13 protein-coding genes and 1 tRNA gene are annotated in these 15249 nt (G+C 42.5%); all 14 read left to right on the top strand.

The genetic code is table 11. The annotated features are described in order from the left end of the window. Nucleotides 1-5 precede the first annotated feature (5 nt). The 14 genes from HY960_15985 (at nucleotide 6) to bcp (ending at nucleotide 15162) form a co-directional block, all read left to right on the top strand. The gene (locus HY960_15985; GenBank protein ID MBI5217253.1) at nucleotides 6-1565 is read left to right on the top strand and encodes an acyl-CoA carboxylase subunit beta; all 1560 of its coding nucleotides are present in this window, start codon (nucleotides 6-8) and stop codon (nucleotides 1563-1565) included. 120 nt (nucleotides 1566-1685) lie between these two features. After that, entirely contained in the window at nucleotides 1686-3017 is a 1332-nt protein-coding gene (locus HY960_15980) for a hypothetical protein (GenBank protein ID MBI5217252.1), read from the top strand. A gap of 4 nt (nucleotides 3018-3021) precedes the next feature. Beyond that, nucleotides 3022-4530, top strand: a complete 1509-nt coding sequence (locus HY960_15975) for a hypothetical protein (GenBank protein MBI5217251.1) — start codon at nucleotides 3022-3024, stop codon at nucleotides 4528-4530. Between the two features lie 93 nt (nucleotides 4531-4623). After that, nucleotides 4624-6819, top strand: a complete 2196-nt coding sequence (locus tag HY960_15970; GenBank protein MBI5217250.1) for a LysM peptidoglycan-binding domain-containing protein — start codon at nucleotides 4624-4626, stop codon at nucleotides 6817-6819. Nucleotides 6820-6924: 105 nt separating this feature from the next. Then, a tRNA-Ser gene (locus HY960_15965) sits at nucleotides 6925-7011 on the top strand. Nucleotides 7012-7042: 31 nt separating this feature from the next. Then, on the top strand, nucleotides 7043-8149 hold the full coding sequence (locus HY960_15960; GenBank protein ID MBI5217249.1) for a DegT/DnrJ/EryC1/StrS family aminotransferase: 1107 nt from the start codon (nucleotides 7043-7045) through the stop codon (nucleotides 8147-8149). A 116-nt stretch (nucleotides 8150-8265) separates the two neighbouring features. Then, nucleotides 8266-9576, top strand: a complete 1311-nt coding sequence (locus HY960_15955) for a UDP-glucose/GDP-mannose dehydrogenase family protein (protein ID MBI5217248.1) — start codon at nucleotides 8266-8268, stop codon at nucleotides 9574-9576. After that, nucleotides 9573-10526, top strand: a complete 954-nt coding sequence (locus HY960_15950; protein ID MBI5217247.1) for an SDR family oxidoreductase — start codon at nucleotides 9573-9575, stop codon at nucleotides 10524-10526. Before HY960_15955 ends, HY960_15950 begins: the two co-directional genes overlap by 4 nt. An 11-nt stretch (nucleotides 10527-10537) precedes the next feature. After that, on the top strand, nucleotides 10538-11557 hold the full coding sequence (locus HY960_15945; GenBank protein MBI5217246.1) for a DUF2279 domain-containing protein: 1020 nt from the start codon (nucleotides 10538-10540) through the stop codon (nucleotides 11555-11557). 8 nt (nucleotides 11558-11565) lie between these two features. Continuing rightward, entirely contained in the window at nucleotides 11566-13254 is a 1689-nt protein-coding gene (locus tag HY960_15940) for a hypothetical protein (protein ID MBI5217245.1), read from the top strand. A 111-nt stretch (nucleotides 13255-13365) separates the two neighbouring features. Beyond that, the gene (locus tag HY960_15935) at nucleotides 13366-13836 is read left to right on the top strand and encodes a peroxiredoxin (protein ID MBI5217244.1); all 471 of its coding nucleotides are present in this window, start codon (nucleotides 13366-13368) and stop codon (nucleotides 13834-13836) included. Between the two features lie 19 nt (nucleotides 13837-13855). Continuing rightward, nucleotides 13856-14287, top strand: coding sequence for a toll/interleukin-1 receptor domain-containing protein (locus HY960_15930; GenBank protein MBI5217243.1), 432 nt, complete (start codon nucleotides 13856-13858; stop codon nucleotides 14285-14287). Continuing rightward, a complete protein-coding gene (locus HY960_15925) occupies nucleotides 14284-14700 on the top strand; it encodes a toll/interleukin-1 receptor domain-containing protein (GenBank protein ID MBI5217242.1) in 417 nt (138 codons plus the stop codon). The genes HY960_15930 and HY960_15925 overlap by 4 nt, the downstream gene beginning before the upstream one ends. A gap of 6 nt (nucleotides 14701-14706) precedes the next feature. Then, nucleotides 14707-15162, top strand: coding sequence for a thioredoxin-dependent thiol peroxidase (bcp, locus tag HY960_15920; GenBank protein MBI5217241.1), 456 nt, complete (start codon nucleotides 14707-14709; stop codon nucleotides 15160-15162). Nucleotides 15163-15249: the final 87 nt, after the last annotated feature.

Raw genomic sequence — 15249 nt, 5'->3', positions numbered from 1 at the left:
TTTCCATGGCTGAATCCTTCATTTCCCCAAAACTCCGACAACTCCAAGAACTGAAACAACAAGCGCAACTTGGCGGCGGCGAAGCGCGCATTGAAGCGCAACACAAAAAAGGAAAACTTACAGCACGTGAACGGCTTGACATTCTTCTCGACGATGGAAGTTTCGAAGAGATTGATGCACTTGTCGAGCATCGTTGCAGAGATTTTGGGTTGGAGAAGGAACAATATTTAGGCGATGGAGTTGTTACCGGAACGGGAACGATTGACGGACGGCTTGTTTTTGTGTTCAGTCAGGATTTTACTGTGTTTGGCGGTTCGCTCTCCGAGGCGCACGCTGAGAAGATTTGCAAAATCATGGACATGGCGCTGAAAGTAGGTGCGCCGGTGATTGGTTTGAACGATTCCGGCGGAGCGAGAATTCAGGAAGGAGTTGTCAGTCTCGGAGGATATGCAGATATTTTCTTACGCAACACGCTTGTCTCCGGAGTCATTCCTCAAATCTCTGCTGTGATGGGACCGTGCGCGGGCGGAGCGGTATATTCTCCTGCAATCACCGATTTCATTTTCATGGTGAAAAATACAAGTTACATGTTCGTTACGGGACCGAATGTTGTTAAGACCGTGACACATGAAGACGTTTCGTTTGAAGATTTGGGCGGCGCACTTACTCATGCAACAAAATCCGGTGTTGCACACTTTGCATGTGAAAATGAAATAGAATGTCTTCAGGGAGTTCGGAAACTTTTCAGTTTTATTCCATCAAACAATATGGATGAAGCCCCGTTTGTTCAATCAAACGATGATGCAAACAGGAGAGATGAACGATTGAACACGCTCGTCCCTGAAAATCCAAACAAGCCGTACGACATGAAGGATGTCATCAAACTCATTGTTGATGATGGAGATTTCTTTGAAGTGCATGAACTCTACGCTGCAAATATTCTTGTTGGATTTGCGCGGCTTGGAGGACGTTCGGTCGGGATTATTGCCAACCAACCATCGGTGCTTGCAGGTGTGCTTGATATTGATTCCTCAATCAAAGGTGCGCGGTTCGTTCGCTTTTGTGATGCGTTCAATATTCCATTGCTTGTGTTTGAAGATGTTCCCGGATTTCTTCCCGGAACCGACCAGGAATGGCGTGGTATCATCAAACATGGAGCGAAACTTCTTTATGCGTTCAGCGAGGCAACTGTTCCGAAAGTAACAGTCATTACTCGCAAGGCATACGGTGGCGCGTATGACGTGATGAATTCGAAACACATTCGTGGTGATTTCAATTTCGCATGGCCTTCGGCTGAAATAGCAGTGATGGGACCGAAAGGCGCGGTCGAAATCATTTTCAAAAAAGAGATTGAAAAAGCGGATGACAAAGAAAAAGCGCTCAACGAAAAAGTGGAGGAATACAGGCAGAAATTTGCAAGTCCGTACATTGCCGCCGCTCGCGGTTATGTGGATGATGTTATTGAGCCGAGCGAAACCCGCCCGAAATTGATTCGCGCTTTTCAGATTTTGGATTCGAAGGTTGATAGTAATCCGAAGAAGAAGCACGGGAATATTCCGCTTTGATGATTGGATGGACTCTGTCCGCGATGGAATCAATTATTGTGATGATATGATTGGCAAATCAAAAAATATTTCGTTACTATGGTATCGAAATATTGATTAAATAATAATAATGGTATAAATATGAAACAATTCATTTCTGGTTTAATCATTTCTTTTGTTCTTTTATTTATTATCGGATGCGATAAATCCGATGACTCTACTTCCGCCGAACCTGATCCGGCGAAAGCTCAAGAACGAGTGAATCAGGGAAATCAAATCATGGTTCCACGCTTGGCATTACTTATTAATTCAGGCGGACGGGATACGGCGGCATTAAATATGTCCGCCGCTAATGCACTCTATCGTGAAGCATTAACGCACGACCCGAATAATACTCACGCGCATTTCGGAGTCGCTCTAACAGGCGTCGTTACAGTATTTGCTGACCCGAATTTTTATTCACTGTTAAATTCATCTAACGCTCCCATTACGCCATTTACTAAAAATAATTTATCCAATCTCTTTTCATCAGAATCAGATTATTTTCAACAGGGCAACCGGTTGAAACTTCAGGTTCAGAAGGCGATGATGGATTTAGTAAAACCTGAAAACTTTCTGTTACCGAATAAAAAACTTTTTGGAACGGATACTCCTCACCCACCAAGTTATTATCAAAACCTGATTGAAACAAAATTACTTCCTGTTTTGTCTGATGCCATTATTCATCTACAACGTGTAACGCAAAATCCTAATTTTGCATTCTACATTACTCCGGCACAACTTGGTGGTAACATTTCCGATTCAATTCGAATTGATTTAACAGAAATTTATTTACTGCTTTCTATCGTGCAGATGATAAACTCTGAGGCATCTTTTGCAGTAGCATATAATGTTGATTATGACGCAACAAGTCAGACGACAGTAAGTCAGGCGTGGCAACAGAGTTCCTCGTTTTTATCATTACGGACGAATGGTGCACAAAGAATGAAAGATACTCGTTCCAATTTTATTGGTTGTACGAATAGTATTCAGAGCGGAATACTCTATTTGAAAAATGAGACTTCGCATCCGGGAATAGATCCTATCAGATACCGACCTGAAGATGAGGCAAATTTAATGCAACTCTATGCGGGATTGGATACACTCGAAAAATATTTAAGCGGTCCTATTTCTCTCTACGGAGATTTTGATGATAACAATTCTAAAGAATATCTTACTGTGAACTTTATGAACTTCTTTGATAATGCTATCAGTAATTTGAAAATGAAATTACCAACGTACACGGTAAGTACACAAGCAAGTTCTGGGAAATACTATGCAGTTCTTACATGGCAGGCAAATTCATTCAGCAACTGGATTTTCCCTGATGCTACGTTTAATGGCTTTTTGCCAGGCATGACAGACGCTTCGTTGAAACAAACTTTCGGCGTTACATCTTCAGACTGGCAACAGAGCGTAGTTGTCGGAAATTGAACAAATGAATATTAGTGGCAAACTCCGGATGAGCCTCTATTGGAGGCTCATCGCCACTATCATATTGTTTTTTTCTCATTCAACATTCAGCCAGGATATTCTTGAGTTGTTTGTTACGGGGGATAGTAGATACAGAATGTTGGGTGATTATCCTTTTGTTTTACCCTCTCAAGAAAAGTCGTTTTTTCCTCAGGTGTTGGCTTCACCGACGGTACAATTCGAATACCGGTTCAATAACGTTTATCGCGAAACTCATTCCGACGGAACGGAAACACTGATTGAAAATTATTCAAAAAGCGGAGAGTTGCAAATTCCGCTTGCGAAAAATTCTTTTCAACCAATTATCGGAGTACAAGTGATTTCACAACGTTCTGTTGCAAAGATGTATCAATCTCCCACCGAAGGCGGAAATTATGATGGAACGAACAACCGCGTTTCCTTCAGCTATGCGATGCGATTAAGTAATACGTTTCAATTTAGTGCGATGGTCGGACAATCCTTTGCTAATCCACAACTCCTACGGAATTATGAAAGCACAATTTCAGTGCAAGTGTCTCCCGAAATACGGTTCCATCTAAATGCGGGGAGTGTTTCCTCCTCTCAATCACTCTGGCTGAATGTTACCGATATTAATGGTGTGTTACCGTTAGATTATCAAATGCAAAAAAACGAGGCATCGCTTACGTTTGATTATCCTCTTGGAACATTTATTTTGTCAGGAAAACATGCCAACATTGTTTCTGTTCCTGATGCAAGCAGGGAATGGGAAACGAAATTTATTCCTCAGGGTCGCGTAACGAATTGGTCACTGTTCACATTCATTCCTCTTTCAGAAAAATGGCTTGGAATGACTTCCTATGAGCAAGATGAAATTGAAGGAAGCGGGAGGTTCCTTTCGCGAAATAAACAGTACGGCAATTTTTCAACATTCAATTTTCCAAGCAGCGCATTCCGACTTGGAGCGCGCTATCAATTTTCGGAACAAGGAATGTTCGAAGCAGATATTCATTGGCGAATGCTTTCCGGTACATTGAACGGTTCGCTTGATAGTTGGCCCTTCCTCAGTGTGTTCGATATGCCCTTAGGACTTCGGGAGAATTTTGAAGGAATAGGTTCATTAAAGTTTTGGAAATTTCATGTCAGTAGTTTGTTCCCTTTCTTTGATAACATACAAGCAGGTGTCGGAGTATCAGGATTAATTATGTTTCCTGCGTTGAAAATTCGTTCATGGGAGTCACGCTTTCTGTCGTATGGCGTTCGCGCGTTGCAGGAACGGGAACTTGCAATCCAACAACTCGATGTTTCAATTCTTTCGGCTGGAGTGAAAGGGAAATTGTTTGACATGGAGATACAATACTCCGTGAATCAATTTATTCCGCTAAGAATTATTCGGAACGGCAATGATACAAGAGATGAAAGCGGCTCAACGGGTTCCGGTGGAACATCGTCCTCCGCTTCGACGCAAAGTGATGGTGGGCGGTTTCATCAATTACGTATTACATACCTGTTATAAATCCAAAAAAAGAAAAAGTTCACTTTTCTCAGATTTCGCTTGACTTTAAGTCAACTAAGTGCTATATTTTTCAGTCTAAAAATTGAGATGCCGATGAAACAACGAAAAATATCAGTTCTTTGTTTGGCAATCTTCATGCTTCTCCTCGCGGGGTGCTCAACTGAGCAGGTTAAGCGTTCAGAAGCCAAAACAACACCACAGAAGGAAGAGCCACTTCCTTTTGTTATTGCCGATACGTTATCAAAAAGGGAAATGATAGCGGCAACCGTTTCGCCATTCTATACAACGAATGATTCGAACACGGAAGCGGCGACCATTCAACTGCTGGAGCGCGCTCGAGAGCATTATATGAACGCGCTCGAATCAGGCGAATTAGGAGACACGCAACGTTCTGCCGATGAGTTTGAGTATGCGATTGCCATCCTGAATGAATTATCGTTCTTTCCGAACATTGAAAGCAATCAGGAGTTTACCGATTTAAGTCGTTCGGTTATCGAAGACTACGAAAAGTACATTGCTGAAATTGATGTACTTGGAGGTGAAACGTCTGTCTTTGCTTTGCGGGAGAAACTGAATCAACTTGCCGAGGAAAATGAAAGTCCTGAAAAAGATATTACGAAAGGACTTATCACCACAACCACCATTCCGTTAGTTATCAACGGTCACGTTGAGGAGTATATTCAATATTTTCAAACTCGTGCGAAGAAACATTATGAAAAATGGTTGAGTCGTTCGGGAAAATACTTTCCTATGATGAAAAAGATTTTTGCAGAAGAAGGCGTGCCGGAAGAACTTGTTCACCTTTCAATGGTCGAAAGCGGATTGAATCCGACAGCGCGCTCATGGGCGAAGGCAGTTGGCATCTGGCAATTTATTAAGGGGACAGGCAAGTTGTACGGATTGAAAGGAAACTCGTGGTACGATGAACGGCGCGACTACGAAAAAGCAACTCGTGCCGCCGCAAAACATCTGAAAGATTTATATACTGACTTTGGAGATTGGTATCTTGCTCTTGCCGCATACAATTCCGGCGCGGGGAGAGTAACGCGGGCAATTAAACGAAGCGGTTCGAAAGATTTTTGGAAGATGCGCCCGCACTTGCCGCGGGAAACAAGAAATTACGTTCCACAATACATCGCAGCTACAACGATTGCACTTGACCCTCTTTCGTTCGGGTTTGATGTTCCCTTGATGGACTCTCTCAGTTATGATGTTGTCAATATTTCGGGCTCGATTGATTTAAATACACTTGCACAATGTGCCGAAGCGGATGCGACTGTTATTCGAGAATTGAATCCTGAGTTGTTAAAGTGGTGTACGCCTCCCGGAGTGACCGATTATACGTTGAGAATTCCTTCAGGAACAGCAGGTACGTTCATGAAGAATTATGACCAAATTCCTGAGAGTCAGAAACGCTCATGGCATATTCATAAAGTAAAACGGGGTGAAACGCTTGCACGAATTGCGAAGCGATACGGAATCACTTCCTCAATGATTGCTGAGGCAAACAAAATCCCGCCGAAGAAAAAACTTTCGATTGGTCAGGAGTTGATTGTCCCTGTTCCGCCGATGCGCGGTAGTGCATCAATCGTTTCGAATGAGGATGTTGAGAAACAATTGAGCAAAGCCGCACGACCGAAGAAATCCAACACGGGAAAGAACACTGAAGGGAAATCAAAGTTACAATATCGAGTGAAGAAAGGTGACACACTCGGAAGGATTGCAGAGTTGTACGATGTCCGTGTCAGCGATTTGCGAGTGTGGAATGATTTCGCGTATGGAAAAACTCTTCATATTGATGAACAACTTGATGTGTGGGTGCCGAAAGAAAAAGTTGACAACTATTCCAAAGTAGAATCAGCAACGGAAGAGGAACAGAAAACGCTTCTTGCAGAAAAATCAAAAAATGTTTCTGCTGTGAAGACGGGGAAAGATTGGACGTCAATTACAATTGCAGAGGGGGACAACCTGGGAGCGATTGCGACAAAGTATGGAGTCTCTGTCAAAGATATTCGACAATGGAACGGATTACGGTCGAACAAAATTATTGTAGGACAGAAGTTAGAAATCTACACACCCGAAACGCGACCGATGAGTTCAGCCAAGAAAAATCTTGCACAATCGCCGGACACGACAAAAACGCAAGCGAAGATTTATGTTGTCAAGAAAGGGGATACGCTGAACAGCATCGCCGCCTTATTCGGTGTTTCCGTTCGCGACTTGCAGGAATGGAACAACTTGAAAGACAATAAAATTTTCGTTGGACAGGAATTGAAGATTTATGCTTGATTGTTCAGTGAAGCCGTCTCTTTTGGTTTTATGAAGGTCTTTTGGTAAATTGGCAAGGCATTTCATCAAATGACCCATTTTTACTTTTGCATTTTTTAATTGATTGGAGAGGTGGCCGAGTGGTTGAAGGCGCTAGTCTCGAAAACTAGTGTAGTCGTAAGGCTATCGAGAGTTCGAATCTCTCCCTCTCCGCATAGTGGAGGCATTTCTATATTGACAATCTATGAAAATTCCCTTAGTTGATTTACAAGCCCAACACAAACTCATCAGAACGGAACTCGATTCTGCCATTCGTTCTGTGATTGATAATTCCCAATTCATTCTTGGCAAAGCAGTTTCTGATTTTGAAACTGCATTTGCAAAAGCACACAACGTAAAACATTGCATTGCGGTCGGTTCAGGAACAGATGCCCTCCACCTCGCATTGTGGGCGAACGGAATCGACTCCGGCGATGAAGTGATAACAGTGCCTTATACATTCATTGCTACCGCTGAAGCAATTTCTTTGCTGGGTGCAACGCCGGTTTTTGTTGACATCGAACCGAAAACATATACAATGAATGTCACTGCGCTCGAAAAGGCAATCACTCCGAAAACAAAGGCAATCCTTCCTGTTCATTTGTATGGACAAGCGGCAGATATGAACGCAATCATGGAGATTGCGAAGAAACATAATCTGAATGTCATTGAAGATGCGGCGCAGGCACACCTTGCAACGTATGACGGAAAGTTTGTCGGCGAGTTTGGTAATGCAGCATGTTTCAGTTTTTATCCTGTGAAGAACTTAGGCGCGTTCGGAGAAGCGGGTGCTATCACCACGAACGATGATGTGCTTGCATTGAATATGAAACAGATGCGTGACCACGGACAGGTGAGCAAATACAATCATGAAATGATTGGTCACAATTATCGCATGGATGGAATTCAGGGTGCGGTACTTGGTGTGAAGTTGAACTATTTACAGAAATGGACAGAGCGAAGAAGAGAAATTGCTTCACTTTATCGAACATTCTTACAAAATGTCGGTGATATTATTCTTCCGTTTGAATCTCCAAACGCGTATCATGTTTATCATCTGTTTGTCATTCGAACAAAGAAAAGGGACGCGTTACAAAAATTTTTGGCAGAACATGAAATCGCAACGGCGCTTCATTACTCACGCGGATTGCATGAACAGAAGGCGTACTCATTCATGAAATACAAGCGAGGAGATTTCCCACAAACAGAATCAGCCGCCGATGAATGTATCTCTCTGCCCCTTTATGCAGAGATGACGGATGAACAGGTCGAAATTGTGGCAACAAAAGTAAAAGAATTTTTCAATAAATAATATTTAAGAAACAAACTCACAACGTCATTCCGACGAATGTCGGAATCTATTCTCTTGTGATTTATAGAGCCGAAATAAATTCAGCATAACGTCGTAATATTTAATCTGAAAAGAAAATGAAAATCAGTGTAATCGGAACAGGATATGTCGGACTGGTTGTCGGAACGTGCTTAGCCGAAAGTGGCAATGACGTTCTTTGTGTTGATATAGACATCAAAAAAGTTCGCACGCTTCGCCAGGGAAAAAGTACAATCTTCGAACTTGGTCTCGAAGAATATTTGAAAAAGAATGTCGTTGAGAAACGATTGAAGTTTACTACAAGCATCGCTGAAGGAGTGAAACACTCGGAAGTAATTTTTCTTGCGCTCCCGACTCCGCAATCGGAAGATGGCTCAGCTGACCTGAGACATGTTCTTGATGCCGCAAAAGAAATCGGGAAGAATATCAACGGTTACAAAGTAATTGTTGATAAAAGCACTGTCCCCGTCGGAACTGCTGATAAAGTTCGTGAAGTAATCAGTCAGCAGACAGACCACGAGTTTGATGTTGTTTCCAATCCGGAGTTTCTCAAAGAAGGAAGTGCAGTGAACGATTTCATGAAGCCGGATAGAATTGTCATTGGCTCGCGAAGTCAAAGGGCGATTAAAATAATGCAGGATTTGTTTGCGCCATTTGTTCGCACAGGCAATCCCATCATCATCATGGATGAACGAAGCGCTGAGATGACGAAGTACGCGGCAAACTCATTTCTTGCCACGAAGATTTCCTTCATGAACGAGATTGCCAATCTCTGTGAGAAAGTCGGCGCGGATGTTGATTTTGTTCGCAAAGGAATCGGAACAGACCCCCGCGTCGGCTCTCAGTTCTTGTTTGCAGGTGTTGGTTATGGCGGTTCATGTTTCCCGAAAGATGTTTCTGCACTTGTAAAAACATCCACCGATTACAAATATGATTTTAAAATTCTGAAGGAAGTTCAGGAAGTCAATAAAAATCAACGCAAACGATTCGCCGCGAAAATCATCAAACATTTTAAGGGCAACCTCAAGCGAAAGAAGATCGCCGTTTGGGGACTTGCCTTCAAACCAAACACGGACGATATGCGTGAAGCGCCATCCGTTGCAGTCATTAATGAATTGGTAAAGCATGGCGCAGCTGTTCACGCTCACGACCCGATTGCAATTGAAACTGCAAAACAGTTGCTTGGTAAATCGGTCAAGTTTTTCAAGAATAATTATGACGCGCTTGACGGTGTTGATGCTCTCGTGATTGTCACAGAATGGAATGAATTTCGACGTCCCGATTTCCAACGGATGAAATCGCTGATGAAACACCACGTCATTTTCGATGGTCGAAACATTTACGACCCGGCAATCTTGAATGAAATGGGATTCAAGTATTTCAGTGTCGGGCGAAATAATAAACGATGAAGAACAATCATACGGTCAGTGTTGTAACGGGGGGAGCCGGTTTCCTCGGCTCGCACTTGTGCGATAGATTACTTGCCGAAGGTCATCATGTCATTTGCATTGATAATTTGATTACGGGAGATTCGGCAAACATTGCACATCTCTTTGGCAACGAACGTTTCCGCTTTGTGAAACACGATGTAACGAATTACATCTTCATCGAAGGAGAAGTACATAACGTTCTTCATTTCGCTTCGCCCGCAAGCCCGATTGATTATTTGAAACTCCCGATTCAAACTCTGAAAGTCGGTTCGCTCGGCACACACAAAGCGCTCGGTTTGGCAAAAGCAAAGAACGCAACGTTCCTTCTTGCATCAACATCCGAAGTGTACGGCGACCCGCTCATTCATCCACAGGCAGAATCGTATTGGGGAAATGTTAATCCCATCGGCGTGCGCGGTGTGTACGATGAAGCAAAACGATTTGCCGAAGCAATCACGATGGCATATCATCGCTACCACGGCGTTGACACTCGTATCGTTCGCATCTTCAACACCTACGGAACAAGAATGAGAGTTGAAGATGGGCGTGCTATTCCCGCGTTCATGTCGCAAGCTCTATGCAACGAACCGGTCACTGTGTTCGGAGATGGAAGCCAGACGCGAAGCGTTTGTTACGTTGATGATTTGATTGATGGAATTTTTCGCCTGCTCATGTCTGATGTTATTGAGCCGGTGAACATCGGCAACCCGGATGAAATCCCTATGATTCAACTCGCTGAGGAAATCATTCAACTTGCAAACAGTTCAAGCAAAATCATTTTTAAAGAACTGCCGGAAGATGACCCGAAAGTCCGTCAGCCGGATATTACCAAAGCGAAAGAGATTCTCCGATGGGAACCGAAAGTGCCTCGCGCGGAGGGATTGAAGAAAACTCTGGAGTATTTCAGAGAAAAACTTCATACGTCTTGAACTAAGTGTTTATGATTCGGTTGATGGTTTGTGGTTTGTGGTTTGTGGTTTGTAGTTCTTGGTTTGTCACTTCACCATGTTTAGCCCAACGTGAAAAACATTTTTCCATAAACAACACCAGCGTCATTCCGAACGAATCCCGCTTTAGCCTACGGCTCGTAGAGCGGGATGAAGAATCTGTTCCGTCTGCTATTACAAATACATCTATTTTGTTAACCGACAAACTTACTGATACAGTAAACGAAGAAATCAACTACACTCGCCTTTCTCTCGTCAGTGGCGCATTAGTTGGTTCAATGACCGCGATTCACATTTACCAACAAAATGGTTGGTGGAAGGATAACCGAACCTCGTTTCATTTTCAGGAAGATTTATCATACAGTCTTGGCGTGGATAAGATTGGACATTTTCATGGCGCATCCGCGTTGACGTATGTTATCTCTCAATCGTTGCAATGGTCGAATGTGGATGAAGAGCAATCGCTCTGGTACGGAGCGGGTGGAAGTTTGTTGTTCCAAACATTTCTTGAAGTTGAAGATGGATTTTCCACGTGGGGATTTGACCGCGTAGATTTTGCAATGGATGTTGCCGGAGCCGCCTGGCCCCTCGCTCAACATCATGTTCCGGTGCTCGATAATTTCGATTTGAAATTCAGTTATCTTCCGTCTGATCTACTCAATCGTCCCGGCGGAACAGGTTTTCAAGGTCAACAACATCTCCTCATGGATGATTACGAAGGACAAACATTCTGGCTGACGACGCATTTCAAAACAATCACACCTGAACCGATAAAAAATATTATGCCTGAGTTTCTTTGTCTTGCTGTTGGCTACGGCGCACGAGATATTGTCGGCACGACGAACGAACCGTATCCGGTTTGGTTTCTCGCACTCGATGTTGACATGACGAAAATATTACCGCAAGATGTTCCGTGGATGAAAACACTCAGCGAATCGTTGAACTATTTCCATTTACCGATGCCGGCGGTACGCATTTCTCCTTCTGCGATTTGGTACGGACTTTACTTCTAAGAATAGCTGTGAAGAAATATTTATTTATTGTCATTTGTTATTTGTCATTCGTCATTGGTGTTGATGCGCAGGTGGAGAATGTTCCGGTGAGTAATCCTGTCTATTATTTTTTGAAGCGGATGGAAGTGAAGGGTGTAATCGAAAAGTATCGTGATGCAATTTTACCACTATCTCGAAATCAAGTGGCAATCTTCCTTCAACAATTAATTGATAAGCAATCTTATCTCACGGAAACTGAGAGATTGCAACTGGAGGATTTTATTACTGAATTTCAGTTCGATATTTCTCAAAGTTTTGATAAGTCGTATTCATTGATTGATACAAACGGCGTGCAGTGGATTGAGGGAGAAAGGTTCAACGAAGCCGAAAAGTATTTGTACTCTTACAACGATTCTGTTGTTAATCTCTTTGTTGATGGATTGCTAACATTCGATGCACTGCGAAGTGAAGGGGATGCACTCGGAAAGCAACACTCGGAGTTTCTCCAATTTGGTGGAAGAGTTCGTGGAACAATCTATGACAAACTCGGCTTCTATCTTCAAGTAACGAATGCACAGTTCTGGGGAAGCCGTGATGTCTTGAGAAGGGACAAACAAATCAGTCAGGCATATACACTGGGAATTACCGATGCACAGAACTTTGACTTTGTCGAAGGCTACGCTCGATACGCGAGCGGAATAGTCTCAGCGCAAATTGGACGTGAGCGATTGTTGTGGGGCAACGGCTACGGCGATAAGATGATTCTTTCCGATAATGTACGATTATACGATTTCATTCGTGCGGATATTGAGTACAAATCATTCAAATATACATTTCTTCATGCATGGTTGATGGGACAGAAGACTATGACGACCTTTCATCGCTATGATAATACTTTTTCTGAACCGGTACTTGCAGATAAATATTTCGGTGCGCACCGTTTCGAGTTTGCTTTCTCATCCAAACTTGCACTTGGTTTTCAGGAGATGGTTATTTACAGTAATCGTTCTCCTGACCTTGCGTACTTGAATCCTGTAACATTTATTGAATCAGCACAGCGTTCACGGGAAGAACGAGACAACGTGCTTTGGTCATTCGATGCGAAAACTCACTTCATTAACAATACGGAGATTCATGCATCAATAGTTTTCGACGATATTAATTTTCCGAAGTGGGGAACAAGTTCCGTGCAAAATAAATTTGCCTATCAACTCGGAGCAATGGTTGTTGACCCATTCAATGTTGACAATACTTCACTCGCCATCGAATACACACGTGCCGAGCCATACATCTTCTCTCACAATCGTTCCAGAGATAATGACTATGGAAGTCTCGGCAGAATTATGAGCCACCACATCGGACCGAACTCCGATAGTTGGTTCTTCAAGTTTGATTATCAACCGACGCATCGCCTCTCAACATCACTTCGATTCGAAATGCAGAGAGAAGGCGAAAATGTTTTCGATTCACATGAAATCTTGATTCAAAATGTCGGTGGAAACTTTCTTATTCCACATCGAGATACGGACCCGCAAGAGCAGGAATTTCTGGCTGGCAATCGCATCAACACTTACGTTGGTCAGGCGTTCATCACCTACGAAATTGTAAACGAGGTATTTTTTGATGCACGATATCAGTTCATCAAACGAAATGATTTTTCAAACAATCTCTCCACGCTTGACCGCGATTTTGGCATTGCTCTCCGTGTAGATTTTTAAAATTTCCCCTTTTGGATTTGAGGCGGGCTTTTCCTAATTTTGTACCGCAAAAATTACTTTTGCAACTCAATTCAATCGAAATCATTTCAAACAATATCAAAAGGAACACAAATGGCTCTTTCAGTTGGAAACACAGCCCCCAATTTTACACTCGTTGACACAGACAGAAAAGAACGTTCACTCTCGGAATTTCTCGGAAAGAAAACCGTTCTCGCATTTTTACCCGGCGCATTCACCGGCGTTTGCACAAAAGAAATGTGCACCTTCCGCGATGCCGCCGCAAATCTTTCCACACTCAATGCACAGGTTGTCGGTATCAGCGTTGATTCCCCGTTTGCAAACAAAGCATTCGCCGACGCTAACAAATTAACCTTCCCGATGCTCAGCGATTGGTCACGCGAAACCATCAAACAATATGCAGGTGTGCATGATGATTTTGCAGGACTGAAAGGCTACTCGGCATCGAAGCGCGCTGTGTTTGTGCTTGATGCAAATGGCGTGGTAAAGTACGCTTGGATTTCCGACTCGCCGGGCAACGAACCGCCATACGAAGAAGTGAACAACGCATTAACATCATTCTAATTTTTACAATAAAATTGTAATGCCCCGTCGAAATAGGAATAAGAGTTACACTATATTTATTAGTCATTCTACAAAGGACAGATGGATTGCGCGTCAGATGTCTCGGCTAATTGAGGAGAAGGTGTCGAAATATTACGCTCGAACATTTTTGGATGAGCGTGACATTGCTGGAGGAGAATCTATCAATGACACCATCAAAGAAAACCTCCGTTCGTGTGATGAGTTCTTAATACTTCTGACAAAAAATTCGATTGACAGACCTTGGGTACTCATCGAATTAGGCGGAGCGTGGTTTGGTAACAAGGTAATTGTTCCAATTATAGATAAAATTACCCCAGAAGAAATGCCAGATGTTATCGCTCAAAATAAAGCAATAGAATTAAATGACTTTGATAACTACTTGAAAGAACTTATCTTACGACTAAGAAAACATAAAGGTAATAGGAAATGAATAAAAGAAAACATAGACTCAAGATATTTTTAAGTTATAGCTCGAATGATAAATCGGAAGCGGGTTTTCTTAAACAAATTTTACAACAACGATTTGATGTAGAACTATTTTCATCTGAAATGTTAAGCGCAGGTGAAGATTGGAGAACCCGATTAAAAAATGAACTAAATATTTGTGATTTCTTTATCGTGTTGCTAAGTCCGAATTCGCTCTCCTCTGAATGGCTACTTCAAGAACTAGGTGCTGCTTGGGTTCTTGATAAACACATTATTCCTATTATCACGAAAAAAGAAATTATCAACAGACTACCCTTTGACTTGAATGAATATAAAATGATAACATTCAATGAAATAAAAGGTCCACAATCTTTTGATCGTTATTTTCAGCCCAATAAATCATTGATAGCAGCATAACATTTCGTGAAATTAAAGATTGGAGATAAAGCCCCCGATTTTTCTTTGCCCGATGCTCACGGCAACATCGTCTCCCTGAAAGATTTCAAGGGGAAGAAACTCGTTCTGTATTTTTATCCGAAAGATGATACGCCCGGATGTACGAAGGAATCGTGTTCATTTCGGGATAATCTTGCGCGTGTGAAATCAAAAGGAGCGGAGATTGTCGGCATGAGCGCAGACTCAGTGAAGTCGCACGCGAAGTTTGCCGAGAAATACGAACTGCCGTTCACCTTGCTAAGTGATGAGAACAAAGAAGTCATCAACGCATACGATGTTTGGCAACAGAAATCGTTCATGGGAAAGAAATATATGGGTATCGTGCGAACGACATTCATCATTGATGAAAAAGGAAAGATTGCTCACATCTTTGAAAACGTGAAAGTTGCAAATCATACAGAAGAAGTTTTAGAGTTACTCTGACAAAATTACACGTCATGCTGAACTTGTTTCAGCATCTAACTATCGTGCGATAGTCCCTGAACGTTGTATTTTTTATCAATCAAATAT

The organism is Ignavibacteriota bacterium (assembly GCA_016212665.1).
Lineage (GTDB): Bacteria > Bacteroidota > Ignavibacteria > UBA10030 > SZUA-254 > FW602-bin19.
The sequence above is the reverse complement of the archived record's forward strand: the minus strand, read 5'-3'. Positions and strand labels throughout refer to the sequence as shown.